General features: G+C 71.0%; 15 protein-coding genes. 10 read left to right on the forward strand and 5 right to left on the reverse strand.

The genetic code is table 11. From position 1 onward, the window contains the following. Nucleotides 1-89: 89 nt before the first annotated feature. The 4 genes from ACIBBD_RS37520 to groL all read left to right on the forward strand — a co-directional run bounded on the left by ACIBBD_RS37520 (nucleotide 90) and on the right by groL (nucleotide 4,280). Nucleotides 90-1,025 carry a polysaccharide deacetylase family protein gene (locus ACIBBD_RS37520; protein ID WP_399424312.1) on the forward strand — a complete coding sequence of 312 codons (936 nt, stop codon included), beginning with the start codon at nucleotides 90-92 and terminating at the stop codon, nucleotides 1,023-1,025. Next, complete coding sequence (locus tag ACIBBD_RS37525) at nucleotides 1,022-1,831, forward strand: polysaccharide deacetylase family protein (RefSeq protein WP_399424313.1); 810 nt, start codon at nucleotides 1,022-1,024, stop codon at nucleotides 1,829-1,831. Before ACIBBD_RS37520 ends, ACIBBD_RS37525 begins: the two co-directional genes overlap by 4 nt. Nucleotides 1,832-2,211: 380 nt before the next feature. Beyond that, the gene (groES, locus tag ACIBBD_RS37530; RefSeq protein ID WP_039652762.1) at nucleotides 2,212-2,520 is read left to right on the forward strand and encodes a co-chaperone GroES; all 309 of its coding nucleotides are present in this window, start codon (nucleotides 2,212-2,214) and stop codon (nucleotides 2,518-2,520) included. Between the two features lie 134 nt (nucleotides 2,521-2,654). Next, on the forward strand, nucleotides 2,655-4,280 hold the full coding sequence (gene groL / locus ACIBBD_RS37535; protein ID WP_399424315.1) for a chaperonin GroEL: 1,626 nt from the start codon (nucleotides 2,655-2,657) through the stop codon (nucleotides 4,278-4,280). Between the two features lie 141 nt (nucleotides 4,281-4,421). On the opposite strand, the gene ACIBBD_RS37540 is transcribed toward groL, so the two are convergent. The 3 genes from ACIBBD_RS37540 to ACIBBD_RS37550 form a co-directional block, all read right to left on the reverse strand. Next, the gene (locus ACIBBD_RS37540; RefSeq protein ID WP_399424317.1) at nucleotides 4,422-5,111 is read right to left on the reverse strand and encodes an ester cyclase; all 690 of its coding nucleotides are present in this window, start codon (nucleotides 5,109-5,111) and stop codon (nucleotides 4,422-4,424) included. Between the two features lie 75 nt (nucleotides 5,112-5,186). Next, nucleotides 5,187-5,960 carry an SDR family NAD(P)-dependent oxidoreductase gene (locus ACIBBD_RS37545; RefSeq protein ID WP_399424319.1) on the reverse strand — a complete coding sequence of 258 codons (774 nt, stop codon included), beginning with the start codon at nucleotides 5,958-5,960 and terminating at the stop codon, nucleotides 5,187-5,189. Between the two features lie 96 nt (nucleotides 5,961-6,056). Then, nucleotides 6,057-6,725, reverse strand: coding sequence for an MOSC domain-containing protein (locus ACIBBD_RS37550; RefSeq protein WP_399424321.1), 669 nt, complete (start codon nucleotides 6,723-6,725; stop codon nucleotides 6,057-6,059). An 82-nt stretch (nucleotides 6,726-6,807) separates the two neighbouring features. Here ACIBBD_RS37550 and ACIBBD_RS37555 point away from each other — a divergent pair, with 82 nt between their 5' ends. Beyond that, nucleotides 6,808-7,728: a LysR family transcriptional regulator gene (locus ACIBBD_RS37555; RefSeq protein WP_399424322.1), complete on the forward strand. Its 921-nt coding sequence runs from the start codon at nucleotides 6,808-6,810 to the stop codon at nucleotides 7,726-7,728. A gap of 214 nt (nucleotides 7,729-7,942) precedes the next feature. Here ACIBBD_RS37555 and ACIBBD_RS37560 read toward each other — a convergent pair whose 3' ends face one another. Beyond that, nucleotides 7,943-8,269, reverse strand: a complete 327-nt coding sequence (locus ACIBBD_RS37560; RefSeq protein ID WP_399424324.1) for a WhiB family transcriptional regulator — start codon at nucleotides 8,267-8,269, stop codon at nucleotides 7,943-7,945. A 379-nt stretch (nucleotides 8,270-8,648) separates the two neighbouring features. On the opposite strand from ACIBBD_RS37560, the gene ACIBBD_RS37565 reads away from it, so the two are divergent. From ACIBBD_RS37565 to ACIBBD_RS37580, 4 genes are all read left to right on the forward strand, one after another. Next, on the forward strand, nucleotides 8,649-9,260 hold the full coding sequence (locus tag ACIBBD_RS37565; protein ID WP_003948568.1) for a response regulator transcription factor: 612 nt from the start codon (nucleotides 8,649-8,651) through the stop codon (nucleotides 9,258-9,260). A 324-nt stretch (nucleotides 9,261-9,584) separates the two neighbouring features. After that, a complete protein-coding gene (locus tag ACIBBD_RS37570; RefSeq protein ID WP_189933450.1) occupies nucleotides 9,585-10,172 on the forward strand; it encodes a sigma-70 family RNA polymerase sigma factor in 588 nt (195 codons plus the stop codon). 162 nt (nucleotides 10,173-10,334) lie between these two features. Beyond that, the gene (guaB, locus tag ACIBBD_RS37575) at nucleotides 10,335-11,843 is read left to right on the forward strand and encodes an IMP dehydrogenase (protein ID WP_399424326.1); all 1,509 of its coding nucleotides are present in this window, start codon (nucleotides 10,335-10,337) and stop codon (nucleotides 11,841-11,843) included. Between the two features lie 233 nt (nucleotides 11,844-12,076). Further along, nucleotides 12,077-13,201 carry a GuaB3 family IMP dehydrogenase-related protein gene (locus ACIBBD_RS37580; RefSeq protein ID WP_399424328.1) on the forward strand — a complete coding sequence of 375 codons (1,125 nt, stop codon included), beginning with the start codon at nucleotides 12,077-12,079 and terminating at the stop codon, nucleotides 13,199-13,201. Nucleotides 13,202-13,620: 419 nt separating this feature from the next. Here ACIBBD_RS37580 and ACIBBD_RS37585 read toward each other — a convergent pair whose 3' ends face one another. Continuing rightward, nucleotides 13,621-14,829, reverse strand: coding sequence for a nucleotide sugar dehydrogenase (locus tag ACIBBD_RS37585; RefSeq protein WP_399424330.1), 1,209 nt, complete (start codon nucleotides 14,827-14,829; stop codon nucleotides 13,621-13,623). A gap of 398 nt (nucleotides 14,830-15,227) precedes the next feature. Between ACIBBD_RS37585 and ACIBBD_RS37590 the strand changes: the two genes are divergently transcribed. After that, on the forward strand, nucleotides 15,228-16,934 hold the full coding sequence (locus ACIBBD_RS37590; protein ID WP_399424332.1) for a glycerol-3-phosphate dehydrogenase/oxidase: 1,707 nt from the start codon (nucleotides 15,228-15,230) through the stop codon (nucleotides 16,932-16,934). The last annotated feature ends 154 nt before the right edge of the window (nucleotides 16,935-17,088 follow it).

Consider the following 17,088-nt stretch of genomic DNA (forward strand, 5'->3'; position numbering starts at 1 on the left):
GGCTCATTGTCGGCCAGTCGGTGGATGGTGCGCCTCCGCTCACGGTGTCGGGCGGGGTTCCTGGGCGGGGACTGCGAGGATCCGGCGCCATGAGATCAGTAGTACAAAACGATAAAAAGACCGTACGGCGGGTGAGGCTCAGGGGTGGCATCGCCGTCCTGGCCCTGACCGCCATCGCCTCGGGCTGTGCACAGGGCGGCGGCCCCGGCCCCGACGGCGCCCGTCCCGCCCCCGGTCAGCAGCCCGGCCAGGACCTGCCGGAGGGCGCCCTGCACTCGTACGCGGACAAGCTGCGCGCCGACTACGCGGACCGGGTCGCGGCGGCGAAACGCTGGGGCCTCAGAAAGGTCCCGCTGAGGGCCCCCGCACCCCCCGCGAGGAAACCGCACATCCCCACCCGCGACGGCTTCGAGGTCGACGACCACGAGGACCTCGGCCTCCCCCCGGTCTTCACCACCGTCCCCACCCGGCACAAGGTCGTCTTCCTCACCATCGACGACGGCGCCGAGAAGGACCCGGCGTTCCTGCGGATGACGACCGAGCTGAAGATCCCGTACACCGCCTTCCTCAGCGACTACCTCATCAAGGACGACTACGGCTACTTCAAGAAGATGCGGGACGGGGGAGTGGGCCTGAACAACCACACCCTCCACCACCCCTACCTGCCGGGGCTGTCCTACGAGCGTCAGAAGCACGAGATCTGCGGCATGCAGGACGTGATCGAGGAGCGCTACGGCAAGCGGCCCACCCTCTTCCGCCCGCCCTACGGCAGCTACAACCGCGACACCCTGCGTGCCGCTGAGGCCTGCGGCGTGAAGTACGCGCCACTCTGGAACGCGGAGGTCTTCGCCGACCACTGGGACTACCGGGAGTGGGACCGCGACCTCCACCCCGGCGACATCGTCCTGAGCCACTTCCGCGGCCGGGACGACTGGAAGGGCACGATGCCCGACATGATCCGCCGGTTCCTGAACAAGGTCACGGAGAAGGGATACGCGGTGGCTCGCCTGGAGGACTACCTGTGACCACGCGGGGGTTGGTGGCCGTCCTGCTGGTCCTGGCGACGCTGACCGGCTGCGCCCGGTCCGCCGACCCGGTCGAACACCAGAGCGCAAAGGCGGCGGAACACGTACGACCGCACCCCGGTCAGGCGCCCCGGCCGGCCTACCGCCGCTGGGGCCTGTCGTCCCCTCTGGCCCCCGCCCCCACCCCCGCCCCGACCTCACCGCCGCCCGCGCGCCGCCCCCACCTTCCCCCGGTCGTCGACCACGTCCCCACCCGCGACAAGGTCGTCTTCCTCACCTACGACGACGGCGCCGAACGCGACCCCCGCTTCGTCGACATGGTCCGCGAGCTCCGCCTCCCGGTCACCATGTTCCTGACCGACAGCGTGGCCGGCCCGGCCTACGCCCACTTCGCGCGCCTGCGGTCCGTCGGCGCGAACCTCCAGAACCACACCCTCGACCACCCCGCCCTGCGCGGCCTGCCCTACGCCGGCCAGCGCGCCGAGATCTGCGGTCAGCAGGACAAACTCAGATCCCGCTTCGGCCTGCGCCCCCGCCTCTTCCGCCCGCCCTACGGCACGTACGACACCACCACCCTGCGCGCCGCCGCCGGCTGCGGCATCACGGCGGTCGTCCTCTGGCGCGTCTCCATGGGTCCCACCGACCTCCGTTACACCCACGGCTCCCCCCGCCTCCGCCCCGGCGACATCATCGCGGTCGACCCCGACGAGACGACGGGCCCGAGCCTCAGGGAACGGACGACGACACTGCTGCGGCGGATCCAGGAACAGGGGCTGACGGTGGGCCGGCTGGAGGACTACCTCTGACGGCCACCTGATGTGGCGGCATGGGATGGGTGCGGCAGTGCCTCCCGGGCCGGGGTGGTATGTCCAGCCCGTCCGGCGTTCGGGGACGAGGCCCGTTCGGGGCCGAAGCGGGGGTCCCGGGCGTGGCAGCCCCCGCCGACGCCGACACGGACTCCGGAAGCCGGCACGGCCCGGCGCCCGTGAAAAACCCCCGACGCGCCGCCGGCATTGGCACTCCGCTTGACCGAGTGCTAACCCCGGTCATAGTCTCAGCCCTGGCACTCCCCACTGGAGAGTGCCAACAACGCGACGGGCAGGTCCGGCACCCGCGACGACGGATCCACCTGGTCGCCACCTCAGACAGTTAACCCCGTGAGATCTCCGAAGGGGGAGGTCGGATCGTGACGACCGCCAGCTCCAAGGTTGCCATCAAGCCGCTCGAGGACCGCATCGTGGTCCAGCCGCTCGACGCCGAGCAGACCACGGCCTCTGGCCTGGTCATCCCGGACACCGCGAAGGAGAAGCCCCAGGAGGGCGCCGTCCTCGCCGTGGGCCCGGGCCGCTTCGAGAACGGCGAGCGCCTGCCGCTCGACGTCAAGGTCGGCGACGTCGTCCTGTACAGCAAGTACGGCGGCACCGAGGTGAAGTACAACGGCGAGGAGTACCTCGTCCTCTCGGCTCGCGACGTTCTCGCGATCATCGAGAAGTAAGTCACCCGGACATTCCGGAAGCACATTTTGTTGCTTGAAGCTGCGCCCCTGGCCCCCGCGACCACTTGAGAAGCCGGGCGCCCGGGGCGCAGTGTCTTTTCCACCCACAGATTTCCGAGAGGGCTCCCGCTGTCATGGCGAAGATCCTGAAGTTCGACGAGGACGCCCGTCGCGCCCTCGAGCGCGGCGTCAACAAGCTGGCCGACACGGTCAAGGTGACGATCGGCCCCAAGGGTCGCAACGTCGTCATCGACAAGAAGTTCGGTGCCCCCACCATCACCAACGACGGTGTCACGATCGCCCGTGAGGTCGAGATCGAGGACCCGTACGAGAACCTCGGCGCGCAGCTGGTGAAGGAGGTGGCGACCAAGACCAACGACATCGCGGGTGACGGCACCACCACCGCCACCGTGCTGGCCCAGGCCCTGGTCCGCGAGGGTCTGAAGAACGTCGCCGCCGGCGCCTCCCCGGCCGCCCTGAAGAAGGGCATCGACGCGGCGGTCAAGGCCGTCTCCGACGAGCTGCTCGCCTCGGCCCGCCCGATCGACGAGAAGTCCGACATCGCCGCCGTGGCCGGTCTGTCCGCCCAGGACCAGCAGGTCGGCGAGCTCATCGCCGAGGCGATGGACAAGGTCGGCAAGGACGGTGTCATCACCGTCGAGGAGTCCAACACCTTCGGTCTGGAGCTGGACTTCACCGAGGGCATGGCCTTCGACAAGGGCTACCTGTCGCCGTACTTCGTGACGGACCAGGAGCGCATGGAGGCCGTCCTGGAGGACCCGTACATCCTCATCAACCAGGGCAAGATCTCCTCCATCGCCGACCTGCTGCCGCTGCTGGAGAAGGTCATCCAGACCAACTCCTCCAAGCCGCTGCTGATCATCGCCGAGGACGTCGAGGGCGAAGCCCTCTCCACCCTCGTCGTCAACAAGATCCGCGGCACCTTCAACGCGGTCGCCGTCAAGGCCCCCGGCTTCGGTGACCGCCGCAAGGCGATGCTGCAGGACATGGCCACCCTCACCGGCGCCACCGTCATCTCCGAGGAGGTCGGCCTCAAGCTCGACCAGGTCGGCGTCGACGTGCTCGGCTCCGCCCGCCGCGTCACCGTCACCAAGGACGACACCACGATCGTCGACGGCGCCGGCAAGTCCGAGGACGTCCAGGGCCGCGTCGCGCAGATCAAGGCCGAGATCGAGAACACCGACTCCGACTGGGACCGCGAGAAGCTCCAGGAGCGCCTCGCGAAGCTGGCCGGCGGCGTGTGCGTGATCAAGGTCGGCGCCGCCACCGAGGTGGAGCTGAAGGAGAAGAAGCACCGTCTGGAGGACGCCATCTCCGCGACCCGCGCCGCGGTCGAGGAGGGCATCGTCTCCGGTGGTGGTTCCGCGCTGGTCCACGCCGTGAAGGTCCTCGAGGGCAACCTCGGCAAGACCGGCGACGAGGCCACCGGTGTCGCCGTCGTGCGCCGCGCCGCCGTCGAGCCGCTGCGCTGGATCGCCGAGAACGCCGGCCTGGAGGGTTACGTCATCACCTCCAAGGTCGCCGAGCTCGAGAAGGGCCAGGGCTTCAACGCCGCCACCGGCGAGTACGGCGACCTGGTCAAGGCCGGCGTCATCGACCCGGTCAAGGTCACCCGCTCCGCCCTGGAGAACGCCGCCTCCATCGCCTCCCTCCTCCTCACGACCGAGACCCTGGTCGTCGAGAAGAAGGAAGAGGAGGAGCCGGCCGCCGCGGGCCACGGCCACGGCCACTCCCACTGACCCACGTCAGTACTGAGGCCCGGCGCCCCGGAAGGGGCGCCGGGCCTTCGCGTTGTCCAGCGGAGTCGACCGGAAAAGATGCGCCAACCCGCACCACGCGGGCATCCCGGTCGACCGAGCCCTGTGAGGGAACCTCGCGGGCTACTGACCGAGAACCCCCAGCTGCTCCATCAGTCCCGCCCGGTCGTACTGCCACCACGCCTCGCAGATCTGCCCGTCCCGGAACCGGTGCCAGGTCGTGCCGGTCATGACGCACTCCTGTCCGGTGGCCGGGATGCCCAGGAAGTCGCCCTTGTGGCGGCCGGTCCACGTCCAGCGCGTGCACACCAGGTCCTCCTGGGCGATCTGGTCGTCGACTCGTATCGAGAAGTCGAAGGCCCGCCGCCAGCCCACGACCTCCTCGCGCGCCGCCCGCAGCCCCGTGTCCTGCGGATTGGCGGGGTCGTGGTCGACGTAGTCATCCGTGATCCGCTCGAACAGCCGGTCGATGTCGGTCCGGCCGAGGTCCTCGAAGTACTCCCGCGCCACCACCCGGTTGAGCTGTTCGTCCCGTACGACGTCGAGGTCGGTGAAGATCGGCATCTCGTCGCACAGGGCCACCATGTCCCGGAAGATGCGGTCGGTCTCCGGGAGGTTCGAGTTCCGCATCGCCTCCTCGTACGACGGGAACTCCACGATCTCGATCAGGTGCGAGGCGTCCGACCGGTCCTTGGCCACCAGCGCGTGCGTCGCGGTCCGCTTCCCCTTGGTCTGTTCGACCCATGAGTCCAGCAGCCGGTTCATCTCGTCGAACCGGCTCGTCTTGCAGTCGATGAGCTGTACGAATGTCATGGCGCCGCCTCCGGCCCCCCTGGGTCCGGTGTGTCACGCCCATTTTCCCACCGGAGCGCCGACGTCACCCGCCCGCTACTGCGGCCCGTACTTCCGCCCCGTCCGGGAGCTGATCCCGCCGAGGAGCCCCCGCGGCACCATCTTCGCGACGCCCATCAGCGCCTTGTACCGCGGATCGGGGATCGACACCGACTTCCCGCGCGCCAGGTCGTGCAGCGCCGCGGCCACCAGCTTGTCCGCGTCCAGCCACATCCACTTCGGGATGTTGTCCGTCCCCATCCCGGCCCGCTCGTGGAACTCCGTCCGCACGAACCCCGGGCACAGCGCCATCAACCGCACCCCGCTGCCCGCCAGGTCCTTGGCGGCGCCCTGGGTGAACTGCACGACCCACGCCTTGGACGCCCCGTAGGTCCCGCGCGGCAGGAAGGCGGCCACCGAGGCGACGTTGACGACACCCCCGCGCTCCCGCTCCCGCATCGTCGCGGTCGCCGCCGACGTCAGCCGCAGCACCGCCTCGCAGTGCACCTTGAGCATCCTCAGCTCGTCGGCCATCGGTACGTCGAGATAGCGGCCCTTGTTGCCGAAGCCCGCGTTGTTGACGAGCAGGTCGACGGGGTTCCTGCGGTCGCCGAGCCGGGCGGCCACCGCCTCGATCCCCTCGTCCTCGGCGAGGTCGGCCGTCAGTACCTCCGCTTCGATGCCGTGCCGGTCGTGCAACTCGGTCGCCTGCTCGCGCAGCCGCTTGGTGTCCCGGGCGACGAGGACGAGGTCATGCCCGTCCGCCGCCAGCCGCCGCGCGAACGCGGCGCCGATGCCCGCGGTCGAACCCGTAATCAGAGCCGTTGTCATGGCAGAAGGGTAGTGACCCGGACTGAGGGCGTCCGTTCTCTGCACGGCGCCTCCAGAAGGTGAAGGCGCCGTGTGCGCGTCCGGCGTGACGACGGTTCAGCCGCCGTGCTCGGCCACGTACTTCCGGGCCGCCGCGAGCGCCTCCGGGTGCAGCGCCTCACCCGCCGCCAGCAACCGCGGCAGCAGCTCCCGGTGCGTGGTGGAGGCCTGGAACTCCATGCGCGCCGTCACGTCGTGCTCCGGCAGGTGGACGATCTCCACCGGATCCCCCGCGCGGATCTCGCCCGGCACGATCACCCGCAGGTACGCGCCCGTCGCGGCCTTCCGCGTGAACCGCTTCACCCAGCCCTGCTCACCCACATGGCCCTGGAAGGTCTGGCAGGGAATCCGCCCGGAGGTCACCTCCAGCACCACCTCGGAGCCGATCCGCCAGCGTTCGCCGATCCGCGCGCCGGAGACGTCCAGACCGGTGGTGGTGAGGTTCTCGCCGAACGCGCCGTCGGGCAGCGTGCGCCCCAGCTCGCGCTCCCAGTCGTCGAGGTCCTCACGAGCGACCGCGTACACCGCCTGGTCGTTCCCGCCGTGGTGGCGCAGGTTGCACACCGCGTCCCCGGCGAGACCGCTCCCCGCCGTACCCTTCGGCCCGGGCGCCGAGACCCGCACCGGCCCGTCGACCGGTCGCTTGTCGATGCCGGTGACGCCCTCGGGGTGGTTCGAGTACGGCACGCTCTTCGGGCGGCCCACGTTCACGGACAGAAGCCTCATGCCCGCACACGCTAGGCCAGTCGAGGTGAAAGTGTCCACGCATTATGCGCGGCCGTACCCAAGACTCACTTATATTCGAAGAGTGATCGAGGCCCGTCATCTCCGTGTCCTGCGCACCGTGGCCGCCACCGGCTCCTTCTCGGCGGCCGGCCGCGAGCTGGGCTGCACGCAGCCGGCGGTCAGCCAGCAGATGAAGGCCCTGGAGGCCTCCGTCGGCACGCCCCTGCTGGTGCGCAGCGGCCGCGAGATGCGTCTGACCCAGGCCGGCGAGGCGCTCGTGCGGCACGCGGCCGGCATCCTCGCGGGGCTCACCGCCGCCGAGGAGGAGGTCGCCGCCATCGCCGGCCTGCGCGCCGGCCGGGTCCGCCTCGTCTCCTTCCCCAGCGGCAGCTCCACGCTCGTACCGACCGCGCTGGCCGCCCTGCGCGCGGCGCACCCCGGGACCCGGGTCTCCCTGGAGGAGGCCGAGCCGCCCGAGTCCGTCGACAAGCTGCGCGTCGGCGACTGCGACGTGGCCCTCGCCTTCCGCTACGAGGGGGCGGCGGGCGCCGAGGAGTGGGCCGACCTCGTCGTGCGCCCTCTGCTGACCGACCGCCTGGTCGCCCTCCTGCCGGAACGGCACCGCCTCGCGCGCGCGGGGTCCCTCGCCATCGGCGAACTCGCCCGGGAACCGTGGATCGCGGGCTGCCCGCGCTGCCGGGGCCAGTTGGTGGAGGTGTGCGAGGGCGCGGGCTTCACCCCCCGCATCGACTTCGCGACCGACGACTACCCCGCGGTCGCCGGCCTTGTCGGCGCCGGCCTCGGCGTCGCCGTCCTGCCCCAGCTCGCGATCGAGTCCGTACGGCCGCGCGGGGCCCGCGCGGTCACGCTGGAGCCGGCGGTCCGCCGCGAGATCGTCGCCCTCACCCTGCCCGACCTGGCCCAGGTGCCGGCGGTGGCGGCGACCCTGGAGCAACTGGGACGGGCGGCAGCACAGCAGGGGCCGCAGAGGAAACAGCCGTAAGGGGAAGGCGGCGGCAGGGGCAGCGGCCGTAGGGCGAGGCGGCGGAGGCCGTGGAGCAGCGGCGGCGGTAGGGGGAAGCGGCGGCAGGGCGACAGGGGCAGCGGCCGTAGGGGGAAGCGACGGCAAGGGCCGTGGAGGCAGAGGCCGCGGCAGGACCCGCGGAAACGGCGAGGGCACGCGCGTGCGTGCCCCGAACTTGTGCAGAAACGTTCCTTCAGGTGTTCCGAGCGGTGTCTCCGCCGGTCGACGCCGAGACCAGGCGGTGGCGCGCCCGGCCCATGAGCTCCTCGCGCTCGTCCTCGGTCAGCCCGCCCCACACGCCGTACGGCTCTCTCACCGCCAAGGCGTGCGCCGCGCACTGCGCACGGACCGGGCATCTCATGCAGACCTCCTTGGCCGAGTTCTCGCGAGCGCTCCGCGCCGCCCCGCGCTCACCCTCCGGATGGAAGAAGAGCGAGCTGTCCACCCCGCGGCAGGCGGCCAGGAGCTGCCAGTCCCACAGGTCCGCGTTCGGTCCGGGAAGGCGGGAGAAATCTGCCATTGCGTGACCCCTTGTAGCCGTGTTGAGCGGATACGGTGTCCACGACCGTACAACTACGATCTAAGGAGATGAAAATATGACTCATTGCGAATCTAGCCTCAGACACCAGTGAATGGGAAGAAATAGGGCTAAACGGGGCACGGGTTGTGGTGAAAGCTTGAGGGTCCGTGTGGCTGCCTCCACCGTGTCCGCCCCCTCACGTAGAGTGCCGAAGAGTGCACGCAGCCCCGTAACTCTTTCGAGTGACCATCGTTGAGAGTGCGGAGGCGGTTGAAAACACAAACGCTCGGGCAGGCGTCCGAGACGGTCGACCGCACAGGTGACGATTCGTACCAGCCTGGAGGCACAAGGTGACGCGCATCAGCTGCGGAGGACGGCCATGACTTCCGTCCTCGTCTGCGACGACTCCCCGCTTGCCCGAGAGGCGCTCCGCCGCGCGGTCGCGACCGTGCCCGGCGTCGAGCGCGTGACGACAGCGGCCAACGGCGAGGAAGTCCTCCGCCGCTGGGGCGCCGACCGCTCGGACCTGATTCTGATGGACGTGCGCATGCCCGGACTGGGGGGCGTCGAGACGGTCCGGCGACTGCTGTCCGCCGACCCCGGCGCGCGCATCATCATGCTGACCGTCGCCGAGGACCTCGACGGCGTCGCACTCGCGGTCGCCGCCGGCGCCCGCGGCTACCTGCACAAGGACGCCTCGCGCGCCGAGCTGCGCGCGACCGTCACACAGGCCCTCGCCGACCCGACCTGGCGGCTCGCCCCGCGTCGGCTGCGGTCCGCCGAGATGGGCGCCGCGCCCACGCTCACCGCGCGCGAGATCCAGGTGCTCGAGGGCATGAGCCACGGCCGTTCCAACGCCGAGATCGGCCGCGAACTGTTCCTCTCGGAGGACACGGTCAAGACCCACGCCCGCCGGCTGTTCAAGAAGCTCGGCGCCTCGGACCGCGCGCACGCCGTCGCGCTCGGTTTCCGCTGGGGGCTGGTCCGCTAGCGCGGACCCTTTCGGAGCAAGCCGACGACAGCGAAGGGGGGTGGGCCATGGGCGAACCTCCCAGGTCGCACGGGGTCGAGGGCTTGCGGGAAACCCCCGTCCGCCGACCGGCGGGCGGGGGTGGCACAGGGCCTCGCCGGGTGCCCGCTGCTCGTTTCGCCGCGGATGCCGCATCCTTGAGGTGTGGAGTTCCTCGGGGACGAGTCGGTCGAGCGGAAGGGGAGGGCGCAGGGGATGAGTTCCGGCGCACCTGCTCATAACGCTTCGGTGCACAACGACGGGCACGGTGCCGCGGCCGGTTCGGCCGCAGTGCACCATGGACCGATGCGCGAAGACGAGGCGGTCCGTGCCCAGGGGGCGATCGGCGGACTCGTGCATCGCGCCGTCGACGGCGACGAGCAGGCCACCCACGACCTGCTGGCCCACGTCCACCCCCTGGCGCTGCGCTACTGCCGCACCCGGCTGTCCCGGCTCCCCGGCGACGCGCGCCACTTCGTGGAGGACCTCGCCCAGGAGGTCTGCGTGGCCGTCCTCCTGGCCCTGCCGCGCTACAAGGACACCGGCCGGCCCTTCGAGGCCTTCGTCTTCGCCATCGCCGCCCACAAGGTCGCCGACCTCCAGCGCGCGGCGATGCGCCACCCCGGCTCGACGGCGGTGCCGTCCGACGAGATGCCCGAGAGGCCGGACGACTCGCTGGGCCCGGAGGAGCGGGCCCTGCTGAGCAGCGACGCCGAATGGGCGAAGAAACTGCTGGCCAACCTGCCGGAGAACCAGCGGGAGCTGCTTTTGCTGCGCATCGCGGTGGGGCTCACGGCCGAGGAGACCGGCCAGATGTTGGGAATGTCACCCGGGGCCGTCCGCGTGGCCCAGCACCGTGCGCTGAGCAGGCTGCGGGCGCTCGCCGAGCAGTAAACCCCTGGCCCGGGCCGCCTTTCTTGAACAGGCGCCCCGACCGTTCCGTACGAACATACGAAGCCGCGGGTGATCCAGGACCGTGGAATCGTGGAATGAGGGAGGCGCGCTTCCCGTTAGCATGGACATCCGCACCGATCAAGGCCATTTGGGGAAGGTGTCATGACTGCCAACGTCGACGGAGTGCCCGACAAATTCGCGACACTCGGGCTGACCTACGACGACGTGCTGCTGCTGCCGGGCCCGTCGGACATGGCTCCTGACGAGATCGACACCGCCTCGTACGTCTCCAAGAACGTGCGGGTCAACATCCCGCTCCTGTCCGCCGCCATGGACAAGGTCACCGAGTCGCGCATGGCGATCGCGATGGCCCGCCAGGGCGGCGTCGGCGTACTGCACCGCAACCTCTCGATCGAGGACCAGGCCAACCAGGTCGACCTGGTCAAGCGGTCCGAGTCCGGCATGGTGACCGACCCGATCACCATCCACCCGGACGCCACGCTCGCCGAGGCCGACGCGATCTGCGCCAAGTTCCGCATCAGCGGCGTCCCGGTGACCGACGGCAGCAAGAAGCTGCTCGGCATCGTCACCAACCGTGACATGGCCTTCGAGACCGACCGCACGCGCCGCGTCCGCGAGGTCATGACGCCGATGCCGCTGGTCACCGGCAAGGTCGGCATCTCCGGCACCGACGCCATGGAGTTGCTGCGCAGGCACAAGATCGAGAAGCTTCCGCTGGTCGACGACGAGGGCGTCCTCAAGGGCCTGATCACCGTCAAGGACTTCGTCAAGGCGGAGAAGTACCCGCGTGCCGCGAAGGACGCCGAGGGCCGCCTCCTGGTCGGTGCCGCCGTCGGTGTGGCCGGTGACGCCTTCGAGCGCGCCCAGGCCCTGATCGAGGCGGGCGTCGACTTCATCGTCGTCGACACCGCGCACGGCCACTCCCGGCTGGTCGGCGACATGATCGCCAAGATCAAGTCCAACCACACGCGCGTGGACGTCATCGGCGGCAACGTCGCCACCCGCGACGGCGCCCAGGCCCTCGTCGACGCGGGCGCCGACGCCATCAAGGTCGGTGTCGGTCCGGGCTCCATCTGTACGACCCGCGTGGTCGCCGGCATCGGCGTCCCGCAGGTCACCGCCATCTACGAGGCCTCGCTCGCCGCCAAGGAGGCCGGCGTCCCGGTCATCGGCGACGGCGGCCTGCAGTACTCCGGCGACATCGCCAAGGCCCTCGTCGCGGGCGCCGACACGGTGATGCTGGGCTCGCTGCTCGCGGGCTGCGAGGAGTCGCCGGGCGAGCTGCTGTTCATCAACGGCAAGCAGTTCAAGTCCTACCGCGGCATGGGCTCCCTCGGTGCCATGCAGACCCGCGGCGACCGCAAGTCGTTCTCCAAGGACCGCTACTTCCAGGAGGGCGTCGCCTCCGACGAGCAGCTGGTCCCCGAGGGCATCGAGGGCCAGGTGCCCTACCGCGGCCCGCTGTCCTCCGTGGTCCACCAGCTGGTCGGCGGCCTGCGCCAGTCGATGTTCTACGTCGGCGGCCGCACCGTGCCGGAGCTCCAGGCCAACGGCCGGTTCGTCCGGATCACCTCGGCGGGTCTGAAGGAGAGCCACCCGCACGACATTCAGATGACGGTCGAGGCGCCGAACTACAGCGCCAAGCGGTAGCTCCGGACCGCGGCGCCAAGAGGTGGCTGAGGCCGGAGCGCCAAGAGGTGGCTTCGGCCAGAGCACCGAGAGGCGGCTCGGGCCGGAGTGCCGAGAGACGACGGACGTGAGGCACGCGCGCGTGGAGCGTGTTCAGGACGTGTGAGGGCGGCCCCGGATCATCCGGGGCCGCCCCTGTCGTACCCGTCGGCGATACTGGAAGACGCTGAACGCATCAGGGAAAGGCCACAGACGTGACTGAGATCGAGATCGGGCGCGGCAAGCGCGGCCGCCGGGCGTATGCCTTCGACGACATCGCCGTCGTCCCCAGCCGCCGTACGCGGGACCCGAAGGAGGTCTCGATCGCCTGGCAGATCGACGCCTACCGTTTCGAGCTGCCGTTCCTCGCCGCCCCCATGGACTCGGTCGTCTCCCCGGCCACCGCGATCCGCATCGGTGAGCTGGGCGGCCTGGGCGTGCTGAACCTCGAGGGCCTGTGGACGCGGTACGAGGACCCGCAGCCGCTGCTCGACGAGATCGCCGAGCTGGACGCGGACACCGCGACCCGGCGCCTCCAGGAGATCTACGCCGCTCCCATCAAGGAGGAGCTGATCGGGCAGCGCATCAAGGAGGTGCGCGACTCGGGCGTGGTCACCGCGGCCGCGCTCTCCCCGCAGCGCACGGCCCAGTTCTCCAAGGCCGTCGTGGACGCGGGCGTGGACATCTTCGTCATCCGCGGTACGACGGTCTCCGCGGAGCACGTGTCGGGTTCGCACGAGCCGCTGAACCTGAAGCAGTTCATCTACGAGCTCGACGTGCCGGTGATCGTCGGCGGCTGCGCCACCTACACGGCGGCCCTGCACCTGATGCGCACCGGCGCGGCCGGCGTCCTGGTCGGCTTCGGCGGCGGCGCCGCGCACACCACGCGCAGCGTGCTCGGCATCCAGGTCCCGATGGCCACGGCCGTGGCCGACGTCGCGGCCGCCCGCCGTGACTACATGGACGAGTCCGGCGGCCGGTACGTGCACGTGATCGCGGACGGCGGTGTCGGCTGGTCCGGCGACCTGCCCAAGGCGATCGCCTGCGGCGCCGACGCCGTGATGATGGGCTCCCCGCTGGCCCGCGCGACCGACGCGCCGGGCCGAGGCCACCACTGGGGCATGGAAGCCGTCAACGAGGAGCTGCCGCGCGGCAAGAAGGTCGGCCTCGGCACGGTCGGCACCATCGAGGAGGTCCTCACCGGCCCGTCCCACACCCCGGACGGCTCCATGAACTTCTTCGGCGCCCTGCGCCGCGCCATGGCCACCACCGGCTACAGCGAGCTGAAGGAGTTCCAGCGCGTCGAGGTGACGGTGGCGGACTCGGTGCACCGCCGGTAGTCCCTGTCAGACCCCGTAGGGGCCGGTCACCTCACGCACGTGAGGTGACCGGCCCCTCCTGTGTGTCCGGGCGGGCGGGGGTGCGTGGTGCGGAGCGGGGCGCGTGGTTGCCCTCGCGGCCAGAACGGGCTGGTCGGGGGCGGCTTCGTGGAAGGGGCCCCCATGGGAGGCGACCGCAAGCCCACCCACTGGGACCGGATCCGTCTGTGGACGGTGAGGTGCCGGAGGAGGTAGATCTTGCGGATGTTCGGATGGTGAGCGGCCGCCCCCACACAACCTGCGGGCGGACACTCCGTGATCCATCCAGGAGCCTGCCGCAGTGACCGCTGCGGTGGGCTCCCCCTGCTTCCGTACGGTCCCCGCGGGCAGGGGCGGCTGCCACCAGCCCCCGGAGCCCTGCCCGTCCCGCGCGCCCCGCTTCACAACCGGTGCGCCGCCCCCGTGGGCGTGGCCCCCCGCGTGTCCAGCAGCAGCTGGGCCTTCACCGACAGGCCCTGGAGGTCGTACGTGCGGTGCTGCTGGAGGAGGATCGTCAGGTCGGCGTCGGCGGCGGCCTCGTAGAGGGAGTCGGCGCGGGGGACCGGGCGGTCGAGGACGTTCCAGGACGGGACGTGCGGGTCGTGGTAGCTGACGGCGGCGCCGAGTTCCATGAGGCGGATCGCGATCTCGTGCGCGGGGGTGTTCTGCTGGTCGGCGAGGTCGGGCTTGTAGGTGACGCCGAGCAGCAGGACGCGGGCGCCGCGCGCGGACTTGCCGTGCTCGTTGAGGAGGGCGGCGGCGCGCTGGACGACGTAGCGGGGCATGCGGTGGTTGACCTGCTGGGCCAGCTCCACCATGCGAAGGGGGCCGCCGGGGTGGCCGGTGCGGTCGACGGGGACGGAGTGGCCGCCGACACCGGGGCCGGGGCGGAACGCCTGGAAGCCGAACGGCTTGGTCTCGGCGCAGCGGATGACGTCCCACAGGTCGACGCCGAGGTCGTGGCAGAGGACGGCCATCTCGTTGACGAGGGCGATGTTGACGTGCCGGAAGTTGGTCTCCAGGAGCTGCACGGTCTCCGCTTCCCTGAGGCCACGCGCGCGGACCACCTTGTCGGTGAGGCGGCCGTAGAAGGCGGCGGCGGACTCGGTGCAGGCCGGGGTGAGGCCGCCGATGACCTTCGGGGTGTTGACGGGGGTGAAGTCGCGGCGGCCCGGATCGACGCGGCTGGGGGAGTACGCGAGGTGGAAGTCGCGTCCCGCGCGCAGGCCGGACATCTCCTCCAGGAGGGGGCGCAGGAATTCCTCGGTCGTCCCCGGGTAGACGGGCGACTCAAGGATCACGGTGGTGTGCGGGCGCAGGTGTCCGGCCAGGGTGCGGGCGGCCGCCTCCACCTGGCTCAGGTCGAGTCCGCCGTCCGCGTCGCGCGGGGTGGGCGCGCAGATGACGGCGGTACGCACCCGGCCCAGCTCGGCGGGGTCGGTGGCGGGCCGGAAGCCACCCGAGAGCATCCGGCGCAGTTCGGCGGGGCTGAGGGTGCCCGCCTCGGGACCGGTGCGGTAGCCGAGTGTCGGGATGCCGACGGCCACGGCGGCCTGGGCCAGGGGCAGGCCGAGCGGGCCGAGTCCGATGACGGCGAGATCTGCGGGCATGGCGTGGGCCGTCCTTCCCAATAACCGAAGCGGGACAGGCGCGCAAGCCCAGTGGACAGAACGGGCGAGCGCAATGTCAGACTAGGAGTAAATATGACCGTTATGTGGGATTGATCGGCTGTGTTGATCGCCCGTGTTGACCGGCTCGGACGAGCGGCGGCGTTGGTCGACGGCGTTGGTCGTTGGCATTGGTCGTCGGTACTGACCGTCGGTGGATCGGCTGTGCTGGTCGGCGGTGTTTTCCGGCAGGCCGGCTCCGGTTCCGTGAGAGTTGTCCACAGGCTGGGGGCGAGTGGTGGCTGAAGTCGGGCAACGCGGTCAGAATTTGGGCATGGGGGTAAGGGACCGGGCCTCGCCGTGAACGGTGCGGCCGACGTGACCGACAGTGGGAGGCAGCGGTGAGGACAGCGACACTGGGGCCGGAGCAGCGAGCCGAGTCACTGGCGGCCATGGCCGAGCGCGAACTGGACGTGCTCGTCGTGGGAGGCGGCGTGGTCGGCGCGGGCACCGCCCTCGACGCCGTCACGCGCGGCCTGTCCACGGGTCTCGTCGAGGCGCGTGACTGGGCGTCGGGCACGTCGAGCCGGTCCAGCAAACTGATCCACGGTGGACTGCGCTATCTGGAGATGCTCGACTTCGCCCTCGTCCGCGAGGCGCTGAAGGAGCGCGGACTGCTCCTGGAGCGGCTGGCCCCGCACCTGGTCAAACCGGTTCCCTTCCTGTACCCGCTCCAGCACAAGGGCTGGGAGCGGCTGTACGCCGGCTCGGGCGTCGCGCTCTACGACGCGATGTCCATGGCGCGCGGGCACGGCCGGGGCCTGCCGACGCACCGTCACCTGAGCCGCCGTCACGCCCTGCGCGTGGCGCCCGCCTTGAAGAAGGAGGCGCTGGTCGGCGCGTTGCAGTACTACGACGCCCAGATGGACGACGCCCGCTTCGTCGCCACACTGGTGCGCACGGCGGTGGCGTACGGGGCGAAGGCCGCCAACCGCGCGCGCGTGACGGATTTCCTGCGCGAGGGCGAACGGGTCGTGGGTGCCCGGGTGCAGGACGTCGAGGGGGGCGGGGAGTACGAGGTCCGCGCCCGGCAGGTCGTCAACGCCACGGGCGTGTGGACCGACGACACCCAGGCCATGGTGGGCGAGCGGGGACAGTTCCACGTCCGCGCCTCCAAGGGCATCCACCTCGTCGTGCCGAAGGACCGGATCCACTCCACGACCGGACTGATCCTGCGTACCGAGAAGTCGGTGCTGTTCGTCATCCCCTGGGGCCGGCACTGGATCGTCGGCACCACCGACACCGACTGGGACCTCGACAAGGCCCACCCGGCCGCTTCCAGCGCGGACATCGACTACCTGCTGGAGCACGTGAACTCCGTCCTCGCCGTGCCGCTCACCCGTGACGACGTGCAGGGCGTGTACGCCGGCCTGCGACCACTGCTCGCGGGTGAGTCGGACGCCACCAGCAAGCTGTCCCGCGAGCACACCGTCGCCCATCCGGTGCCCGGGCTCGTCGTCGTGGCGGGCGGCAAGTACACGACGTACCGGGTGATGGCCAAGGACGCCGTCGACGCGGCCGTGCACGGACTGGACCTGCGGGTCGCCGAGTGCGTCACGGAGGAGGTGCCGCTGCTGGGCGCGGAGGGCTACCGGGCGCTGTGGAACGCGCGGGCGCGCACCGCGGCGCGGACGGGCCTGCACGTGGTGCGGGTCGAGCATCTGCTGAACCGGTACGGCTCGATGGCGGAGGAGATCCTCGACCTCATCGTCCGGGACCCGTCACTGGGCGAGCCGCTCCCCGCGGCCGACGACTATCTGCGCGCCGAGATCGTCTACGCCGCCTCGCACGAGGGCGCGCGGCACCTGGACGACGTGCTGACCAGGCGCACCCGCATCTCCATCGAGACCTTCGACCGGGGCACGCGCAGCGCCCGGGACGCGGCCGAGCTGATGGCACCGGTACTCGGCTGGGACAAGGACCAGATCGAGCGGGAGGTCCAGCACTACGAGAAGCGGGTGGAGGCCGAGCGGGAGTCGCAGCGGCAGCCCGACGACCTGACGGCGGACGCGGCGCGGCTGGGGGCACCGGACATCGTGCCGTTGTGAGCTCCGGGGCGGCGGGGCGGGCTTGTCGGGGGCGGGTGGCGCTTGTGGGGGGCGGTGCTTGTGGGGGGGGGGGGGGGGGGGGGGGGGGGGGGGGGGGGGCGGGGGGGGGGGGGGGGGGGGGGGGCCCCGGGGGCCCCCCCCGGGGGGGGGCCGC

The sequence above is a fragment of the Streptomyces sp. NPDC051315 genome (genome assembly GCF_044455165.1).
Classification (GTDB): Bacteria; Actinomycetota; Actinomycetes; order Streptomycetales; family Streptomycetaceae; genus Streptomyces.